The sequence below is a fragment of the Marinobacter sp. B-21 genome (assembly GCF_056857895.1).
In genome coordinates this window covers 153,488-171,612 of record NZ_JBSXNZ010000068.1, presented here as the reverse complement: position 1 = coordinate 171,612, position 18,125 = coordinate 153,488, and the positions used below count along the sequence as shown (strand labels likewise).

Sequence of the window (18,125 nt, the reverse complement as noted above, 5' to 3'; positions counted from 1 at the left end):
ACGCGCTGCTGATCAACCAGGGCCTGCCACTGTTCTGGGGTACGGTGCTTTCTCATGGGGGTAACCTCGTGTTGAAAAATGTGAGGTTACTGTAGGGCGATTTTCAGCCGGGTGGCAGGACGTCCTGGAATGAACGCTTACACTTAAAAATAAGTGGACACTATCCTGACGGCCGCAGCACCTGGCTCAAGATGGGTTTACCGGACGGTTACATTCTTCGGGATGCTCAAGCGGGAGCGAATTCACCACCGGCATTACCGCACTCAGAACGAAGCGCGAGCTGATGTATTCGACTACATTGAGCGGTTCCATAATCCCAGGATGCGACGTAGAGTTGCCGTTCAGGATCGGAAGTTGTCAGCCGTTTTAAAACCGTCCGTGGAAATGGGGTAGAACCCCTCTGACCTTTCGCGTCTAAGATTCTGATATCAATCAGAGAGATTGGATTTGTTATACAAACCTAGCGGTCCCAAAATATTGTCATTGTGCTCACCCAAATCAGGTATACTACCAACCACCTGCTTAGTGAGACTAAACTTAGGTGCGGGTGCAGGCTGCAGCACTCCGTCAATACGAATGAAGCTTTCACGCGCCTGATTATGAGGATGATTTGCAGCCTCAGAAAAATTCAAAATCGGAGCGAAACAAGCGTCTGTTCCCTCCAAAAGCGAACAACATTCAGCCTGCGTACGGGAGCCAAAAAACGCTGACATCTTCGTCTTCGCTATCTGCCAGCAACTCTTATCGTATTGGTCTACAAAGTCTGGATCATCGCTAAAACCACAAATAGAAACTAGCTTTTGGTAAAAATTAGGCTCTAATGCTTGAACGGTAACAAAGCGATCATCGGCACACCGATAAGTGCTGCACCACGGAGCCGCACCACTGAAAAAGTCATTACGGTCGCCATCACTAATGACTCCTTGTTCCCTCAAACTGGCCAGAAGCATCATGTTATAAATTACACCATCAGAAATAGCCGCATCAATCACTTGACCTTGGCCAGTTTTATTGACATGAAACAGTGCAGATAGGATACCGAGCGCCAAAGACATGCTCCCTCCCCCCACATCACCCTGCAAAGTTGGCGTCGGGAACGGAATATCCCCTGGCAAACCGCCGTAAAAAAGAGCTCCTGTGATGGCAGAAAAGTTCAGGTCATGACCGGCCGAAGGCGCTAGCGGTCCCGTCTGTCCCCATCCAGTCATCCGACCGTAGATTAGTTTTGGATTTTTTTCGAGGCATACCTCTGGTCCAATCCCCAATCTCTCCATAACGCCAGGGCGGAAACCCTCCACGAGCACATCAGCCTTTGCAACTAAACTCAAAGCAGCCTCAACATCACTACATTTGCTGAGGTTTAGTGTGATTGACTTCTTACCTCGTTTAAAAAATGCAGCCTTTCCCATCAAAGTGGGATCAACTGTTGCAGCGTTTGAATTCATCACTTTGCGTTCAATTAGCACAACTTGGGCTCCCAAGTCAGCTAACAGCATACCCACTATCGGCGCTGGACCAATCCCTGCAAACTCTACAACTTTGACTCCCTCAAGAGGCCCCATAAAAACTCCTAATATTCCGAGATGCTTTCGATCGAAATGGCATTTAATTCAGCAGTATTACTTTACTCTCGCGGCCCAAAATACTAACCAAAAATAAACAACCTTCCCCCCCTCGAAAGGGCGGGACAGGGAGGGAAGGTTAATTTATCAGTTTTAGACTATGCGCCCTTTTTAAGGCTTGAGTTCGGCTGGAAACGCCCAATTTACTGTATAGGTTTTTTAGGTGCCATTTGACAGTACCCTCGGATATTCCTAATAGGTTCGCAACTTCCTTATTAAATAGACCATCCCCGATTAGTTCCAGAATCTCACGCTCCCTTTCAGTAACCTCTGATGCACTCAAGAGTTCGAGATCAGAAATGTCAGATGGTAACGAGTCAGATTCAAGGTCTTTTTCAAAATTGCCTAACAATTTTGGTGCAGGTTCCATATTGTTTACTAAGCCTTCAATATAAGGCATCAACCGCATTTCGTGTGCGTCTAAACTTGAAGCAATATTTTTTAGAAGACACTGCCCACCTTGAAGTTCATCTGCAAAGGTTCTAAACATGCCTTGCGCTTGACCTAGTGCGAGTGCTGGAATTAAGCTTTTCTTAGCCGCCTTGGTTTGGCCAATTTTCCACTCTCCAAGCGCAGCCAGCATTCTGAATTTAGCACTACGATAAAACGCACCCTGACGGTCTAGAACAGTAATACGCTCATGCAACTCCTTTATAAAACCCTTGGATGGTTGATTAAGGAGTTCAATTCGTGCCTTCGATATTAGCCAATCATCATGTAGGAGTTCTTTAGCAATAACATCCGGATTCACGGTCTCAAGATACTGTTCAAAACGCCCTAGCTCTCTCGTTGCTGATACCCCATCACCCTCCCAAATATCAGACTGAATACGCTCTGCATAGCAGTGGCCCTCCAGTCGGACCCACCCTCTTTTCATGGCAACCTTTTCGAGCTTATCCAGTAATATCCAAGATTCTGCTTTTTCTCCGCGCAGCTTACTTATTCGAGCAAGAAGCGAATAAATGGTTTGTGCTGTTATCAATAGGCAGGCGTCCAAAGAGCCCGTCATTGCAGATGCCAATAATTCCTCCGCCTCCTCTATTTTGTTACGCTCATAGCAAAGCTCGGCCAAGCTCGCGATGGCTGTCACAGAAGCCATCGAACGCCGACCGGCGATTTTTTCAGAAATCGCTAAAGACTCTCCCAGCAATGCTTTAGCTCTATCTAAGCGTCCACGCCAGAACCAGGCCAAGCCTTCAAAACTTTTTCGGTATCCCTCACCGAAGTGAAGCTTATTGGTCATTCGAGCTGCTTGCCGCTGTACCTCAACTATCTCATCAAAACGCATTTGATGGAGATAAATATAGCCTAGGACATTGAAGACCACTTCGTACTCAAATCTATTGAGCTCACTAGGCGCTTCCATCCATGGCTCCGCAGAGCGCCTAGCGTCTTCCAATCGGTCCTCAAGTAGTGCAAGTAGCAATGACGTTGTCTGTATTTGTTTTTGCAAATCCTCTCTTCTTTCCATCAAATCAACATCATCACTTTTCTGCAAGTCAGACTCTATCTCATGAAGCAAGCCATGAATGGGAGGAAGCTCCATCATTAGCATCTGAGCCCGGACGATTGCCAAGCGTATGTCAATATTCTTGCTCAACTCATGCTCTGGTATTTGCTTCCCCCAATTGACCAGTGTGGCCGTTCGGCTTTTTTCTAGCATTTCCGATGCACAGCGTTCGATGAACGTTTTAGCAAGATCTGAATAACCAATGGCTAAAGCGTGACTCACTGCTTCAGACCACAACTCATGAGCGACGAACCAGTTGCAAGCAAGACGATGAAGGGCTAACACCTCCTTTTTACCTAACTGACCCAAACGTTCTCGAAGAAAATCAGAAAATAACCGATGAAACCGGAACCACTCATTATTGTCATCAAGCGAAAATATAAACAAATTCAACCGAGACAATTTCTCTAAAAAGGCATTCCCATCGCTTACCCCACCAACCACCTCGCATAGCGATACGTTGAAGCGCTCTAAAATTGAGCAGCGTACAAGGGCTTCCTCACAATCTGAAGGTAATAGTTCCACTAATACCTCATGGAGGTAGTTTTTAAGATCCTTCGATCCGCTTGCAAATTCATTAAGGAATTGTTTTGGTTCTTTGCGAAGCCTTGGTGACAAAGCCGCCATTTGCACGCCGGCAACCCATCCCTCGCTAACCTCGTAAAGCAATCTCGCGACGTTCTTAGGTAGATCCAACTCAACAACTTCGTTTAGAAACATCTCAAGCTCACTAAAATCCATTCGAAGATCAGAGACACCCAAGATTAACAATTGGTTTTCCAACTTCAGCTTAGATAGCCGTATGGGAATTTCGGATCTGGTTGCAATGATAATATGGAGATTTTCGGGTCGATTCTTTATCAGACGCAACATTAGCGAGTGAATTTCAGGATTAGTAATGCAGTGGTAGTCGTCTAATGTAAGTAGGATTTCCTCTCGAGAGGCCTCTAACTCGGCGAGCAAAATCGATTCAACAACTTCAATCGATGAAGATAGTTCAGAGTTAATCGCTAAAATAGATTCATTGCAGAAATTCGACTTCGTTATTGACAGTGAGGCGATGAGATATGATAAGAATCGTTTTTCTGAGTTGTCTTCTTCTGAGAGACTTAACCAAGCTATAAGCTTATCTTCACCTCGATACATGTCCGCCCATTGGCCAACGATTGTAGTCTTTCCATACCCTGCAGGCGCCTGGACTAGTGTCAAAGCATGCTTCATGATTGCCGGGGCAAGACTCTCCAGCCGTTTTCGGGAAAAGAGAGGCTGAGACCTCCTTGGCGGTGAAAGTTTGGTCGGAATCAACGGCAGGCGCCAATTCGAACTCAGATGATGTCGCATGCCTCTTAGATCTTGTTTTTGCCTCATTCCAGCCCACCAAATATAGCGCCTATTAAATTTACACGCTTATTATCGATTAAGCGCAAAATTGCCATGCCAATGATACAATCGTGTCCAGTAGTTTTATTCCACCGGAAGGGCTTGGCCAGTTTTTCGTTGTGAACCTTAATACACTTCTTAATCCCTGACTTCGATTCACCAACGCTAATTGAATTTCCTCGATAAAGTGCGCGCCGTTCCAGTTGACCAAACCACTTCTCAACCTCATTCAACCACGACGCGCTGGTTGGGGTGAAATGCACCTTGAACCTAGGATTCTTGGCGAGCCAGGCTTTGACCTCCAAGGTGTTGTGAGAAGAGTTGCTATCTAAGATGATACACAGCTGCAGATCCTGCGGAGCTTCCCAATCAATCTGTCTTAAAACATCTATAAATTCCAAGGCGTGATGACTCTGGGCGACACGGCCAATAACTTCGCCCGTCAAAATGTTGAAGTCCGCGTAAAGGCTTGTCGTGCTATGTTGCTTGTAATCGTACGGATGACGCTCAACTTGGCCTGGCTTGAGCTGTAGATTTGGGTGTGTTCGATCGAACGTCTGAATTTGGGTCTTTTCATCAACAATGAGGACCAGCGCATTGTCCGTCGGATTCAGATAAAGGCCGACAATGTCGCAAACTTTCTCGAGAAAATACGGATTATTCGTGATTTTAACGTAGTGAGCCGTTGCGGCTTCAAATTTAACGCATTCTTCAGCTAATGCACTTGCCAACACGCGCCCCCGGCATGTTCGTATGAGGCTGATACTCCAGTGCAAGGCTTGTATCGGACCCTGATGAACCGTGTGCTCATAAATTTTGACGTCTCCACGGTTCAGTTTTCGGTGCTGGCTCAGGCGCGGTGAATCATAAAACCCTTTAAAATCTCGCACACGGTAGCGCTTGCGCCACTTGAATACCATTTGAGTGTTAACCTGAAGCAAGCTGGATATCCCTGGGACCGTCTCGCATGCATTCCCTATGAAATGAAGACTGACACGATGAACTAGGCGTTTGATCAAAGTGCTGGCTCGGCACCTGCCATGGAGTTTCAATTGATCGTTTAGGGTCAGATTAAATGGAGCTATCGGCATGGGCACAATTGAATACTTCTCTTACTGACAGAAAAACTTCAATCATAGATGATATTGATCAGACGGCGCACTAAATCACCCTTTAGGGTTGAGGAACGACAATACAAAATTTTCAGTCTCAAATAATCCAATTGATCCATTGAGTCAACAGGTCGAAAAGCTTGAGTTGCCATGGCGGGACACTCTATATGCGCCCCGACATGGCCCATGCTAACCTTGTACTATTTAGAAAAAATATTTACTACAGCTGTAGCTTCCTCAACTCCGTAAATGCCGCCGCCATTTTCTTGAATGGCGATTTGAGCATTTTCGACTTGCCTTTTTCCAGCTTCGCCTCTCAATTGAGTCACTAGCTCATAAACTTGCCCTATTCCGGTTGCGCCAATCGGGTGCCCTTTGGATTCCAGACCGCCCGATGGATTGATGGGAATTCGGCCTCCTACAGTGAACTCGCCAGCTTCAGCAGCCCACCCAGCCCCACCATATGGCGCTAGCTGGAGATTCTCTGCCTGTATTATTTCCCCCATCGCAGTCGCATCGTGAACCTCGGCTACGTCAATATCGGTTGGAGCAACGCCAGACTTTTCATAAGCATCTTTAGCAGCTAAAGCAGTTAGGTGATTTTCAAAATCATCGAAACTTCGATCTGAGCTCGATCGCACAACACTGGCAAGCAGCCTAATGGCTCTTGAGCTGTCTCCCTTAAGCCTCTTTAGCCCCGCAGCGCTACACAAAACCGCAGCCGCCGCGCCATCCGAAATAGGAGCGCACATCGGCAATGTAAGTGGGTAAGTAATAGGCGGTGCGGCCAAAACCTCCTCGATAGTATACGCAACCTGATACTGCGAGAGAGGATTATGAACAGAGTGTCGATGGTTTTTTGCGGATACGGCAGCGATTTGTCTTTGGGTCGTTCCGAATGTTTTCATATGGAACCGGGAGAACGCTGCATACACATCCATAAACATGGAATATGGTCTAGGGGACTGAGAGCCCTCCGGGCATTCGACTCCCTCCCCCATCTTTAAGAGGATGTCCCGGTTATCACTCACGGTTTCAACATCCCAAGCAGAGTCAAACGCCGAAAACATTTTTGCCTTATCAGGGCTGTTCATTTTCTCTACGCCCACAGCAATTGCGATGTCACAAGACCCGCTCCTAATAGCGTTCTCTGCCAAATGAAGGGCTGTGCTAGCAGATGCGCAAGCCCCCTCAAGGTTAAAGATAGGAATGCCCTCAAATCCCATCGACCGCAAAGCAACGTGACCAGGAATCATATGTTGATCATGCATTAAACCGATAACGCAAGAGGCGAAAAATGCTTGCTTTACATCAGCCTTGCTAGCTCCAGCATCAGTAAGCGCCTGCTCGATAGCCTCTCTCGCCAGTTCCTTATAACTATGATCAAAATGACGACCAAATTTTGTCATACCAACGCCGGCGACAAAAATATCTTCCATTATATTTCTCCGAGATTAGAACTTTTAAATCACAAATTTGACATTTGTTGTCACTATGATTTATGACTTTTTTACCTTGCTATTACGAAATTTTCCGTTCACCTTTCCAGTATTTTTCACGCACTTTCCTGCGTAAAACCTTACCAACCACACTAGTAGGAAGCTGATCGACAATCATTAGAGATTTTGGCGCTTTGTATCCACCGATCAGACCTTTAACATGCGCAACTAATTCATCTTCGCCTACATCACAACCTTCGCGTAAAGTAACCTCAGCATGAACCGCCTCGCCCCACTCTTCATGCGGGATACCAACAACTGCCGACATTAAAATTGAAGGGTGGCTATTAAGTGCCGCTTCGACTTCATTAGCATAAACGTTAAAGCCACCTGAAATAATCATATCTTTTTTCCGGTCAACCAAGTAAATAAATCCTTCATCATCCATATAACCAAGGTCGCCCGACTTCCAAAATCCGTCCTTAAACTCAGCCCCAGTTTGCTCAGGAGCATTTAAATATCCGAGACATATACTTCGGGAACGTACCCAAATCTCACCGGTTTCTCCCTTCTGGACCTTCTCACCTTTTTCGTTCACGATTATGCATTCAACGCCAGGGGTCGGCTGCCCAGCTGAACTAAGCCTAACCTCATCTTCTTCTCTATTAATCAAATGCTGACTCGTCCCCATGTTCGACGCAAAACCAAAATGTTCGGTAGAGCCATAACACTGAACAAAAATATTCCCAAGTTTTTCTTGCAACTTTTTAAGCTTTCCGGGACTCATAGGCGCAGCGCCATAGATCACGAACCTCAGAGAACTCAAATCTGAATCGATCTCAAGCATACGATAAAGTATCGTGGGAACAAGAAACGTGAGCGTCGCTTTTTCTTTTTCAATGTTTTTGCAGTATAGATTCAAGTCAGGTTCATTTTGTGTAATGGTGCAACCACCAGAATACAACGTTGGCAAAAATAACATACCACTTCCGTGACTTATTGGTGCAATATGAATGCATCTGGGATTTCTGATCCATGCATCCTTATCTTGCAAGGCAAATGCCGTGTCACGGCAGCTAAGCCAGTTATCAATGCTGTACATTGCTGGTTTGCCCTTACCTGTTGTACCTCCTGTAAACCGAATTATTGCGCAATGTTCTCTGTCATCAACGACTATATCTGGATTATGATCCGACGCCTTGTTGACCAAATCCCAGAAATAGAAAACACCATCAAGACTTTCTTTAGGCTCATCCATTACAATCACAGTAACGTTTCTATCCCGTAGCATCTTGTAATGAGAGTCGAGGAGCTCATTTTCAATAAATGCCACTTTGGCACCAGAAGCTTCAACTTGCCAAGTATGTTCTTCCAAGGAATCTCTAAAGTTTGTAAAAGCTCCGGTCACACAACCTTTAAAAATAGTAGGAGCATGAAGTAACGAAAGATTGTCGTTATCCAAAATATTAACAAACCTATCACCAGCACCGAGCCCTAAAGACGTCATCATGTTTACAATTCTGTTAGTCAGTGCATGAAACTCTGCGAAGCTGTAGCGCCTATTACGCTCAATATTTACAATAGCTTCACATTCACCATATCGATTTGCCAAATTTTCCATGTGATTACTGAAATTAATTTTCATAAATTCCTCGCTTGTTAGGACTTATTTTTATATAAGCTATGGTCTCAGGTCATTATTTAATCGAAAACAGTAAAATAACTATTTTTCAACTAAAATTGAGCGAAACTCTATAGCGTCAGAAGACTCGTTTTTCTGAATCTTTACTTCTCCCGAATTGACCAGAAAAATTAAGTGCGCAAATGTTTCCTCAAGTGCGAGGCAGCGACCGAAGCCTTTCACCGCGCCCCAACCTACAAAAGATAACAATTCATCTGTAGTTAACCATTGATCAAGCTTTCGAATTAACGTTCTTAACAGGTTGTGATGATGCTCTAAAATCTCGTCAACCCTAGCTATTGCATTGAAAAATATCCTTTCATGCGCTGGTAAAACTAAATAATCTGGGTTAACCCATGACTTTAGATCAGTTAAGCTTTCGAGCCAATTTTTGATAGGATTGTCATTTAAGCTTATTATATCCGTACCTACATGAGGCGTTATGCCTGGAAGCACTTGGTCCCCAGAGATAAATATTCCTAGCTTGTCGTTTTTAAGACATATATGCTCAACGGAATGACCAGATCCGGACCAAATATCCCAATCATTTTCTCCTATAATTATAGATTCGCCTTTTTCAATTATTTTTACTTTCTCTGGGAGAGGACCATAAAGGTTATCCATTACTCTTGCGTATTTCTTTAACTCAGGTATTTCTGTATTCGAAACCCCCAAAGTTCTATAGAAAAAGTCATCCTTTTCATGGTCACTGGATAACCTGCTAAACTCGTCACGCCTGGCTTTGGAAATTTCATTCTCGGAGGCATAGACTGGTACTTGGAAATGTTGCTGAATCCAGCCGGAGAGGCCAATATGGTCAGGATGACAGTGTGTAACCAACAATCCAGTGAGCTTTTTTGGCTCAGGTAGTTTTTGTACTATTTCTTCCCAAATTTCCCGATTAGCATCCGAACTTGGGCCACTATCAATGGCAAACCAACCGCCTTTATCTTTAATCAGATAGATATTTATATGGTCAAGCTTTGAGGGAATTGTAAGCCTCGTCCAGAGCAGACCAGCACTGATAGAAACCAGCTCTCCAAATTTAGGAGGAGCTATATTTATTATGTTTCCCTGAGCAACGCTTCTATTGGTGGTATGCACAATTTATCCCTCAACGAACTGTTAAATTTTATTTAATTAATTTAAAAAGAGCCCCCCATTTTGGAGGGCTAAAGGGACACATCCTTTTACCGCTATTTCGCCTGCATAACTGTTGCAGCATCAAGACGGATATAGCGACCATTCATATATCCGTTTTCAACTAGAAATACGCATGCTGAAGCAAACTCATCAACATTACCCATCCGTTTGGGTGCTTCGCACATTTCGATCAAGGCATTTTTCACCTTTGAATCCAGCGCATCTACCATCGGAGTTGCGAATAACCCTGGGGCAATTGAATTGACGCGAACACCGATTGAACCTAGTTCACGTGCTGCTGGAATATTGATTCCGTTAACCCCGGACTTGGAAGCGCCATAAGCGCACTGTCCAAGCTGTCCCTCCCAAGCAGCGCCCGATGAAACGTTAATAATGACGCCCCGTTCACCATTTTGATCCGGTTCATTCAGTGCCATCTTTTCTGCACACTTAGCCATTACTGTATATAGGCCCACTAGATTGACGTTTATTACATTTCTAAAATTATTGATCGAGCCCGCAATTCCATTTTTATCGAGAATCTTTTTTGGGGCTACAATCCCCGCCGCATTTATGTCCACATGGATTGCGCCAAATTTTTGGATCGTTGCGCTAATCGCGGCATCCACATCGTTCTCTTCGGTGACATCAGTGGCTATAAAAATCGCGTTTTCATCACCGAGCTCTTCTACAGCACTCAGTCCGGCTTCTCGGTTCATATCTAGTAAAGCGACCTTTGCCTTTTTCTTTTTCACAAGATAGCGCGCAGTTGCTAGCCCTAGACCAGATGCACCTCCGCTAATCACAACTACTTTATTTTCCAAATTCATGATCTACTCCTGTTTGAATATTTGAGACCTAAATGTGACTTAGTAACCTTTGAATTGAGGCCTTCGCTTTTCACTAAATGCATTAAGGCCTTCCATAGCGTCATATGAACGCATGTGGCGTCGGAAGAGTACCTGTTCATGCTCCAAGGCATCGTGAAGAGCCTTGCTGCCTGTTTCATTCGCCACAGTTTTCATACGTTGAAGCGCAATTGGGCTTTTCTCTGCGATTAACTCTGCAATCCTTTGTGTTTCAGCTCGCAGGGAATTAAGATCCACCACTTGATTCACAAATCCGTAAATTTTCATTTCTTCTGCAGAAAGCGTGCTACCGGTGAAAAGCAGAAATTTCGCTACGTTAAGAGGAATGATTCTTGGTAAAACTGCTGCGCCGCCAGCTCCAGGGTATACGCCGTAGTTGGCGTGCGCGTCTCCGATTCTTGCGCTATCAGCCGCAACCACGATGTCCGCACACATGGCGGTTTCAAGGCCTCCAGCCATCGTGATGCCGTTCAAGGCCGCGATTACCGGCTTAGGGAAGTCACGAAGTACATTCAAAACGCGCCCAGTCAATCGATCGATAAAATCCGCTTCTCCGGGTTGTAAGCGAGCAGAATTAAGGATCTCTTTCAGATCTGCTCCGGCGCAAAAGGCTCTCCCCTTTCCAGTCAAAACAATGACTTTTACGGCATCATCATTAGCGATCCTGGGCAAAATCTCTTCAAACTCATCCAGCATCTGCAGATTGATCGCATTCATTTCATTCGGGCGGTTTAGATTAATCCACCCAACGGGTCCAGATTGCTCATAAAGTAAGGCACTGTTCGTCATTTGATTACCTCGCCAAGTCATCTTGTTTTGGTGGCTTTTTAACTGAAGGCCGGTACACCAGTTAGTGATCGGGCGATTAACAGCTTTTGGATTTCAGTCGTTCCATCTGGAATAGGGCCAATTATTGCCTCCCTCGCTAGTCGCTCTACGATGAACTCTTTAGTAACACCATTACCGCCGTGGATCTGAACCGCATCTCGACAGGCTTTTACCGCGATTTCTGTGCTAAACCACTTTGCCATCGCACACTCCTTGTCACACCGCAAACCTTGATCAATCATTTCTGCTGCCCTGAGCGTAAGTAATCGAGCGGCATCAATCTGCGTAGCCATGTTGGCAATTTTCTCTGCAATCAGCTGATGACCTGCAATCAATTTCCCATGTTGAGATCGGGTTTGACTGTATTTAATTGACTCTTCCATCGCCCGTCTTGCAATCGAATAGCCCCACGCGGCCATGTGACACCGGGCACGCTCAAAGGTTACTAGCGTGTTCTTTAATCCCTGCCCGATCTCCCCGACAGTGTTCTCGACGGGTACGCGTACATCCGCGAGGAAAATTTGAGAGGTTGATTGTCCGTTCAACGCCATTTTAGGAATGCCACGCACTTCGAGGCCCGGTGTATCTGCCTCGATAAGGATGTGTGTCAATTCGCCTTCGCCGGTCTTACAGGTGCATACGAAGATATCCATATGCTCTCCATTGGAAATCCACGTTTTCTCTCCATTAATGACCCAATAATCCCCATCACGGACTGCACGCGTCTTTGCAGCAGCAACGTCCGAACCGACGTCAGGCTCAGATATCCCCATGCTTATGAAAACTTCACCAGAGAGCAGTCCAGGGACATATTTTTCCTTCACGGAATCAGAAGCATTTCTGATTAACATGTCTGCGCCGGAAACATTGATAAGGATTGGTAGCGCCAGATCGATTGCACTGACACCAACCTCCTCCCACAAGCGCAAATGTGTGACCCAATCCATCTCTAAGCCCCCCCACTGTTCTGGGAACGGCGCTCTGATCAGACCATATTCTGTCAACGTTTTGATGAAGCCCTTCATCATCTCTTTGGGAATAAACTTTTCACCGTGGGCTCTCAATTTTGGCTCAATCTCAGCGTCGAGAACCTTCCTCAAGCCGTCCGTGGCCATTCTTTGTTCTTCTGTCATCTGCATGGTCATAAAATCGCCTTTCTAACTAAGGGAGAGCTATCGTTGGCAGCTCGGGTTTGTTGGATATTTCTAACCGTATCTCAATCGTTTTGGCTTCACCCCCCTCAAAAGCGGGGGTAGGGCCAATGATCAATTTTCTAGATACTTAGTTTTCTAAGAGGCCTGTTATCAACAACGGTCGATTAGCCAGCTCGTGGGCGTTCCCAGGACATCCGGGGGTGCAGTAACTCTGCTACGGCAAGACAAAACTAGCAGAGGGCGCGGGAATTCCAGGCCTTATCAGCTTTGACAATCCCAATTGCTAGATAGCGTCATTTTTTGGTAGGCGTTTCTGGAACATATGAAACGACCGGAAGGGGCGGTCCCTGGCTTGGCCAGTGCAGGTATTCAGATGGTCACTAACCGTCAAACCATCGCGTTTATCGGCAGATCAGTGTCTTACACCTCAATTTTCATAACTTGCTTTTTGGCGGCCCTGGACTTGGCTATTATCAGGCTGGGAAGAGATCATCCGAGAAATTTTCCAGTGCCCTGCTGATCAACCTCGTTTTCGCCACAGGATTATTCGGTATTGGTCTCTCCTACCCGTTCTTCAGCTGGTATGTTCTGACGGTGACGGACCTCACTGCGGTAATCCCGGTACTCAGCAATGCTCTAACCCACCTGCTAGCCTTCTGTCCGACTATCATGGCACGGCTAATATTCTTTCTTGGCCAGACCGTGCCATTGCTACTTAACGCGGCAGACCAGAATACGAGAAAAAGCGAAGCCGCCGGTAGTGCTACAGCCTTGAGCACAATCGGCAATGTTGTTGGCTGCCTGCTGACGTCTTCGGTGCTGATGTACTTTCTTGGTGTGGGCTACTCCATCTTCTTTAATTGCGCAATTCTGGCCATCTGCGCTCTGTTGGTGATCAGTCCCGATCGATCTCCCATGAATTCCGCCCTGATTGGCGTTGCTGCTGAGGTGAATCACAAGAAGGTTTATCGGCTTTACCGGGAGGCAGGCCTGGCCGTCCGAAAACGCAAGCGCCGTAAAGGTGTGATGGTGGAACGACAGCCCCTGGTGTTGCCCGATGCACCGAATCATACGTGGTCCATGGACTTCGTGATGGATTCCTTGGCCAACGGGCGCAGGATCAAATGCCTGACTATCGTGAATGACTTCACCAAGGAATGCCTCGACATTCCCGTGGCCATGGGCATCTCGGGTGAACAGGTAGCCCGTACCCTGGATGGCATTGCGGCCTTCCGAGGCTACCCGAAAGCCGTTAGAACCGACCAAGGGCCGAAATTCACTGGCAAAGCACTCGATCAATGGGCCTATCGTCATGGCGTTGAACTGAAGCTGATTCAGCCCGGAAAGCCGATGCAGAATGGTTACGTCGAGAGCTTTAACGGAAAATTCCGGGATGAGTGTCTGAATGAACACTGGTTCCGAGATCTCGCACACGCCCGGGAGAAGATCAGCAATTGGCGCTTGGACTACAGTGAGCAGCGTCCGCACTCATCCCTAGTGTATCAGACACCCCTGGAGTTTGCCTCCGCTCTCCGACTTGGCAAAACTGATTCAGCAGTAACGGACATTACTAGGAAGCAGTTGGATTAAAGACTGGGGGCAGGTCAGGCATTATCTATTCCCGCCCCCAACAAGATGCGTTCACCTCATCGCTGCCTATATTTGCTGACATCACTCTCATCACTCTACACACGCGAGGCAATTAAGGCAGGCTGTGCAAACGAGCGGAATTACCAATCGGGTGACGGCGCATACTTTTCGCCACGCTTTTGGTACTGAGATCCCGAAGTGATATCCGAACGGTTCAGGAGATCCGCGGCCACAGCGATATTCGCACGACTGAAATCTACACCCACGTTATTGGCGATCGACGAGCTGGAACAGTTAGTCCATTTGACCGTTTGCTAGGTTCTTGAAGAATGACCAAGCGCTCAACTAGGCAGACAGCCCCGAGGATTACAGGCGCCATGAATGTTCGCTTTTGTTTAAAAGAAAACATTTTGGGCGGCCACCAGCAGCTTCCCAGTCCTAAGGCAACAATTCCCGGGCCTGACTAGCCCCTTACATGGACAGCCAGGCCAGGGGCAAGACCAAGGCCACCTCAACTCAGCATGACTTGGGTAAGAAAGACTTCCGGCCCTATACTGTATGGTTAATCCATGGTCCAAGAGCCCCCAAGAATATGGACGAATTAATCGAGTACGCCTCGCAGGTCTTTGAATCTCGCCAGCTAGCTTGCGACTGGCTAAACGGTCCTGTTGCCGCACTTGGCCATCGGCGACCTATTGAACTATGCGAGACGTCCGAAGGTCGTCGAGAGGTTACGGGGGTTCTCAGGAAAATCGAATGTGGCGAGTTTTCCTAGAGATCGCGCCCTGGTTCGTGGCTGACCCACTATTCTGCACATCCACGAATCGGTTATCTTTGAGACAGGAGTCACCTATGGAAAAAGCGCTGCTCCTAACGATGGGTATCGGGATCTTTGGCAGCGCACTGCTGACTGCCTGGTGTTTGTATTCGCGCTACTTGGAGATTAACGACAAAGAAAAATAACCTGAGTCAGCGATGTGCAAACCATCGACACCAGTGTGCAAACCACCTCTCATTTTGTCCGCACACTCCCCTTTAGAAAGCAACTTCTCAAACGCCGATGCGAGATCTCGCACAGCTTAAGGTTTCTCGAGTGGTATTATTTGTCCGGGATTTCAGTCAATAGGACCGAAACTCAGCGCCCGCACGGATGCCAGGCAAACGCGACACCTGCCCAGTGGTGTGACGCGCCAGGGAGACGCCTAGTTCCCATTTCCTCAAAGTCGGTTCACCATAACCCCAGATTATGCGCAGTGTAATTGGAAGACCACCAGAGCCTGAAGCGGGTTCCAGGGCACGTCCTTGTGCCGGTTTCGTTATTTTTTCTTCCGAGGCGATTTACTCTTTTCACCGACGGTTTCCCGTGGGTGTTTCTTGGCAAAGGTCTCGGTTACATAACGGCCCGTTACAGCGCTTCGGTATTTTTTGGACATGCGTCACCTCACATCAATGAAAAGATTCTAGCGATGCCGAGGGATGCCCTCGGCATCGTCCTCATTTAGCGGTTTGGCCAACCCCGGAAATGGGCGCAAACACGCGAAAGCGGTGCTGGGAAAGGGACTGGGTGCTGGAGTATGACATCCGTGGCTTGTTTGATCATATTGATCATGAGCTATTGCTCAAGGCTCTTGACCACCATTGCTCTGAATCCTGGGTGCTGCTGTATGTGAGGCGCTGGCTAACGGCACCGATGCAGACGAAAGATGGTAAGCAGGAACGACGGAACGTTGGCACACCACAAGGTGGCCCGTTATCGCCAGTTCTGGCAAACCTGTTTCTGCATTATGCATTGGATCGTTGGCTGACCGTTCGTCATCCGGATATCCCATTCTGCCGATATGCAGATGACGGAATACTGCGTTGTCGAAGTGAGCGTGAGGCTCAGTATCTGCATTCCCAGCTAGATATGCGTGAGGTGGACCCAATAGCTATTCACAGAGATGCCCAACAAACGAGTATACTGGCCTGTGTTTGTCCAGGCTGCTCGGATAAATCACCATCAGCTCCTTGCTAAGGCCAGGCTCACTCACGGGAATAGCCACCAGACTTCCATTTTGGACCTCCTCCCGTACAGAACTTTCAAGCACCAACGATGCGCCAAGTCCGACCTTAACCGCTTGCTTGACGGCTTCGGTGCTACCCAGCTGCATAGATACCGTCGGAAATGGCCCATGCTCACCGAAGTAGGTCGCCAAAAGCCGGCCAGTGCCGGTGCCGGGTTCGCCGCCGATCAGAGCCATGTTAGACAGCGTATCGCGGTCGATATCGGTTCGACGGGCTAACGGGTGACCAGGCGGAACGATTAGAACAACGGGCTCGTTACGCCACGCCTGAGCATGGAATCCGGGTAGATCATGCCACCACTCCATAATCGCCACGTCCAGCTCACCGTCCGATAAATGCCGTGCAATAGTCGGATTGGAATCTATTACCACATCCACCTCGGGCCCTACGCCCAGCTCCTTGTAACGACGGATGTAGGGCTGGAGCATATAAATCCCAATATTGGAGCTCGCCCCAACGCGAAGTCGAGCCTCCATAATGGAAGATCTCGCCTGCTCCTCCAGCCGGAGCAGACTTCGGGCAAAAGGCAACAAGGTTAAGGCAGCCCGGGTTGGCTCACAGCCAGAGCGCCCCCTGTGGACCAATAAAACGCCAAGTTGGTTTTCGAGTTTTTGAAGGTGCTGGGACAGTGTGGGTTGTGCGATGTCCAACTGGCGGGCTGCGGCCTGAAACCCGTTGTGGTCCAGCACCGCCACGAAACTCTTCAGCCAGACAAGATTCAGCATGGGCCGCTCTCGCGGCCACTGGGATCATTGATCGCATCACCCGGCCGCTCACCCCGAAGCACTTGCAGAATGTTCCGAGCAGCGCGTTGCTCGATAGCCAGACGCACCTGGCTGACTGCCGATCCGATGTGAGCAGTAAACAGCGTGTTGGGGTGGGCCCTGAGCCCCTGGGCGATCTCCCTCGGACGATCTTCTCTCGCCCAATCTTCCATCTCAAACACATCAGCGGCGTACCCCCCCAACTGACCGGATTGAAGCGCTTGCAGAACACTACCCTCATCCACCACAGATCCACGGCAGGGATTGATAAGGAATGCGCCCGGTTTCATTCCTGTTAGCGTTTCGCGATTAATGGTGTGGAGGGTTTGCTCATTGAGCGCCAGTGCCAGGATCACAATATCTGACTGGGCCAGCAGCATCTTGAGGGGAGTATGGGACAAACCCAGTGCCTGCTCATGCTGCACGGGTAAACGTTCCGGCTGGGAATAGATTAAATCCGCTCCCCATCCGTTCAGGCGCTGCGCCACCGCTTGGCCGATGGCCCCCATACCCACAATACCAATCCGTGAGCCTTCGATCCCCTGCCCATAGAAGCGTGGTGTCCAGCCAGTAAATTCACCGGATCGAACGAAGTGGTCCGCCGCCTTGACTTGTCGGGTGAGACTGATCGTCAGCCCGACCGTTAGCTCTGCAGTAGGCACGGTTAGCAAATCCGGTACAAATGTCAGCCAAACCCCATGACGCGTGCAGGCATCCACATCAAAGTTGTCATAGCCTTTCAGGGCTGCACCAATCACCTTCAAGCGCGGACACCCCTGTAGGAAGTCCACTCCAACTCGGTCTGGCATGAACGCCATCATCGCATCAGCGTCTGCAACGCGCGCAGCCACTTCCTCCTGGGGCAACGTGGCGCCGGATTGGTTGGTGACCAGCTCGCAATCTTGGGCAAGTTCATCCAGAACACTGTCATGGACCTTATGGGTTATCACAACCTTGGGTTTCATCGAC

Annotated in this window: 14 protein-coding genes and 2 pseudogenes; 5 read left to right on the top strand and 11 right to left on the bottom strand. The window is 47.9% G+C overall.

All coding sequences use genetic code 11. The features are described 5' to 3' along the window. Window positions 1-213: 213 nt before the first annotated feature. Window positions 214-393, top strand: a pseudogene (locus AC13C0_RS09125) (IS3 family transposase); the annotation flags it as partial. Window positions 394-428: 35 nt separating this feature from the next. On the opposite strand, the gene AC13C0_RS09120 reads toward AC13C0_RS09125, so the two are convergent. From AC13C0_RS09120 to AC13C0_RS09080, 9 genes are all read right to left on the bottom strand, one after another. Next, complete coding sequence (locus AC13C0_RS09120; protein ID WP_053114429.1) at window positions 429-1,562, bottom strand: CaiB/BaiF CoA transferase family protein; 1,134 nt, start codon at window positions 1,560-1,562, stop codon at window positions 429-431. A gap of 139 nt (window positions 1,563-1,701) precedes the next feature. Further along, complete coding sequence (locus AC13C0_RS09115; protein WP_176443026.1) at window positions 1,702-4,473, bottom strand: winged helix-turn-helix domain-containing protein; 2,772 nt, start codon at window positions 4,471-4,473, stop codon at window positions 1,702-1,704. Window positions 4,474-4,496: 23 nt separating this feature from the next. Next, window positions 4,497-5,603, bottom strand: a complete 1,107-nt coding sequence (locus AC13C0_RS09110) for an IS630 family transposase (RefSeq protein WP_264752601.1) — start codon at window positions 5,601-5,603, stop codon at window positions 4,497-4,499. 221 nt (window positions 5,604-5,824) lie between these two features. Next, window positions 5,825-7,063: a thiolase family protein gene (locus AC13C0_RS09105; RefSeq protein ID WP_053114423.1), complete on the bottom strand. Its 1,239-nt coding sequence runs from the start codon at window positions 7,061-7,063 to the stop codon at window positions 5,825-5,827. Between the two features lie 82 nt (window positions 7,064-7,145). Beyond that, complete coding sequence (locus tag AC13C0_RS09100; protein WP_053114421.1) at window positions 7,146-8,708, bottom strand: class I adenylate-forming enzyme family protein; 1,563 nt, start codon at window positions 8,706-8,708, stop codon at window positions 7,146-7,148. Window positions 8,709-8,786: 78 nt separating this feature from the next. Next, the gene (locus tag AC13C0_RS09095) at window positions 8,787-9,848 is read right to left on the bottom strand and encodes an MBL fold metallo-hydrolase (protein WP_053114419.1); all 1,062 of its coding nucleotides are present in this window, start codon (window positions 9,846-9,848) and stop codon (window positions 8,787-8,789) included. Between the two features lie 92 nt (window positions 9,849-9,940). Beyond that, entirely contained in the window at window positions 9,941-10,717 is a 777-nt protein-coding gene (locus AC13C0_RS09090) for an SDR family NAD(P)-dependent oxidoreductase (protein ID WP_053114417.1), read from the bottom strand. 39 nt (window positions 10,718-10,756) lie between these two features. After that, a complete protein-coding gene (locus AC13C0_RS09085) occupies window positions 10,757-11,545 on the bottom strand; it encodes an enoyl-CoA hydratase/isomerase family protein (RefSeq protein WP_053114415.1) in 789 nt (262 codons plus the stop codon). 38 nt (window positions 11,546-11,583) lie between these two features. Next, a complete protein-coding gene (locus AC13C0_RS09080; protein ID WP_053114414.1) occupies window positions 11,584-12,729 on the bottom strand; it encodes an acyl-CoA dehydrogenase family protein in 1,146 nt (381 codons plus the stop codon). A gap of 957 nt (window positions 12,730-13,686) precedes the next feature. Between AC13C0_RS09080 and AC13C0_RS09075 the strand changes: the two are divergent. The 4 genes and pseudogenes from AC13C0_RS09075 to AC13C0_RS09060 form a co-directional block, all read left to right on the top strand. Next, window positions 13,687-14,328, top strand: a pseudogene (locus AC13C0_RS09075) (IS3 family transposase); the annotation flags it as partial. 179 nt (window positions 14,329-14,507) lie between these two features. Then, window positions 14,508-14,654 carry a tyrosine-type recombinase/integrase gene (locus tag AC13C0_RS09070; protein ID WP_227507720.1) on the top strand — a complete coding sequence of 49 codons (147 nt, stop codon included), beginning with the start codon at window positions 14,508-14,510 and terminating at the stop codon, window positions 14,652-14,654. Window positions 14,655-14,803: 149 nt separating this feature from the next. Beyond that, a complete protein-coding gene (locus AC13C0_RS09065) occupies window positions 14,804-15,103 on the top strand; it encodes an MbcA/ParS/Xre antitoxin family protein (RefSeq protein ID WP_053114413.1) in 300 nt (99 codons plus the stop codon). 747 nt (window positions 15,104-15,850) lie between these two features. Further along, a complete protein-coding gene (locus tag AC13C0_RS09060; RefSeq protein ID WP_094182553.1) occupies window positions 15,851-16,342 on the top strand; it encodes a reverse transcriptase domain-containing protein in 492 nt (163 codons plus the stop codon). Here AC13C0_RS09060 and AC13C0_RS09055 read toward each other — a convergent pair. Together AC13C0_RS09055 and AC13C0_RS09050 are read right to left on the bottom strand one after the other, a co-directional pair. After that, window positions 16,257-17,117 (bottom strand): LysR family transcriptional regulator, encoded by an 861-nt coding sequence (locus tag AC13C0_RS09055; protein WP_011783503.1) that lies wholly within the window; start codon window positions 17,115-17,117, stop codon window positions 16,257-16,259. The genes AC13C0_RS09060 and AC13C0_RS09055 overlap by 86 nt on opposite strands. Next, the gene (locus AC13C0_RS09050) at window positions 17,111-18,121 is read right to left on the bottom strand and encodes a phosphonate dehydrogenase (RefSeq protein WP_053114412.1); all 1,011 of its coding nucleotides are present in this window, start codon (window positions 18,119-18,121) and stop codon (window positions 17,111-17,113) included. Before AC13C0_RS09050 ends, AC13C0_RS09055 begins: the two co-directional genes overlap by 7 nt. Window positions 18,122-18,125 lie beyond the last annotated feature (4 nt).

Bases quoted from the DNA above. Each gene is read 5' to 3' on its own strand.
- AC13C0_RS09120 (WP_053114429.1), bottom strand. From the start codon at position 1,562: ATGGGGCCTCTTGAGGGAGTCAAAGTTGTAGAGTTTGCAGGGATTGGT.
- AC13C0_RS09115 (WP_176443026.1), bottom strand. From the start codon at position 4,473: ATGCGACATCATCTGAGTTCGAATTGGCGCCTGCCGTTGATTCCGACC.
- AC13C0_RS09110 (WP_264752601.1), bottom strand. From the start codon at position 5,603: ATGCCGATAGCTCCATTTAATCTGACCCTAAACGATCAATTGAAACTC.
- AC13C0_RS09105 (WP_053114423.1), bottom strand. From the start codon at position 7,063: ATGGAAGATATTTTTGTCGCCGGCGTTGGTATGACAAAATTTGGTCGT.
- AC13C0_RS09100 (WP_053114421.1), bottom strand. From the start codon at position 8,708: ATGAAAATTAATTTCAGTAATCACATGGAAAATTTGGCAAATCGATAT.
- AC13C0_RS09090 (WP_053114417.1), bottom strand. From the start codon at position 10,717: ATGAATTTGGAAAATAAAGTAGTTGTGATTAGCGGAGGTGCATCTGGT.
- AC13C0_RS09085 (WP_053114415.1), bottom strand. From the start codon at position 11,545: ATGACGAACAGTGCCTTACTTTATGAGCAATCTGGACCCGTTGGGTGG.
- AC13C0_RS09080 (WP_053114414.1), bottom strand. From the start codon at position 12,729: ATGACCATGCAGATGACAGAAGAACAAAGAATGGCCACGGACGGCTTG.
- AC13C0_RS09065 (WP_053114413.1), top strand. From the start codon at position 14,804: ATGGACAGCCAGGCCAGGGGCAAGACCAAGGCCACCTCAACTCAGCAT.
- AC13C0_RS09060 (WP_094182553.1), top strand. From the start codon at position 15,851: ATGGGCGCAAACACGCGAAAGCGGTGCTGGGAAAGGGACTGGGTGCTG.
- AC13C0_RS09055 (WP_011783503.1), bottom strand. From the start codon at position 17,117: ATGCTGAATCTTGTCTGGCTGAAGAGTTTCGTGGCGGTGCTGGACCAC.
- AC13C0_RS09050 (WP_053114412.1), bottom strand. From the start codon at position 18,121: ATGAAACCCAAGGTTGTGATAACCCATAAGGTCCATGACAGTGTTCTG.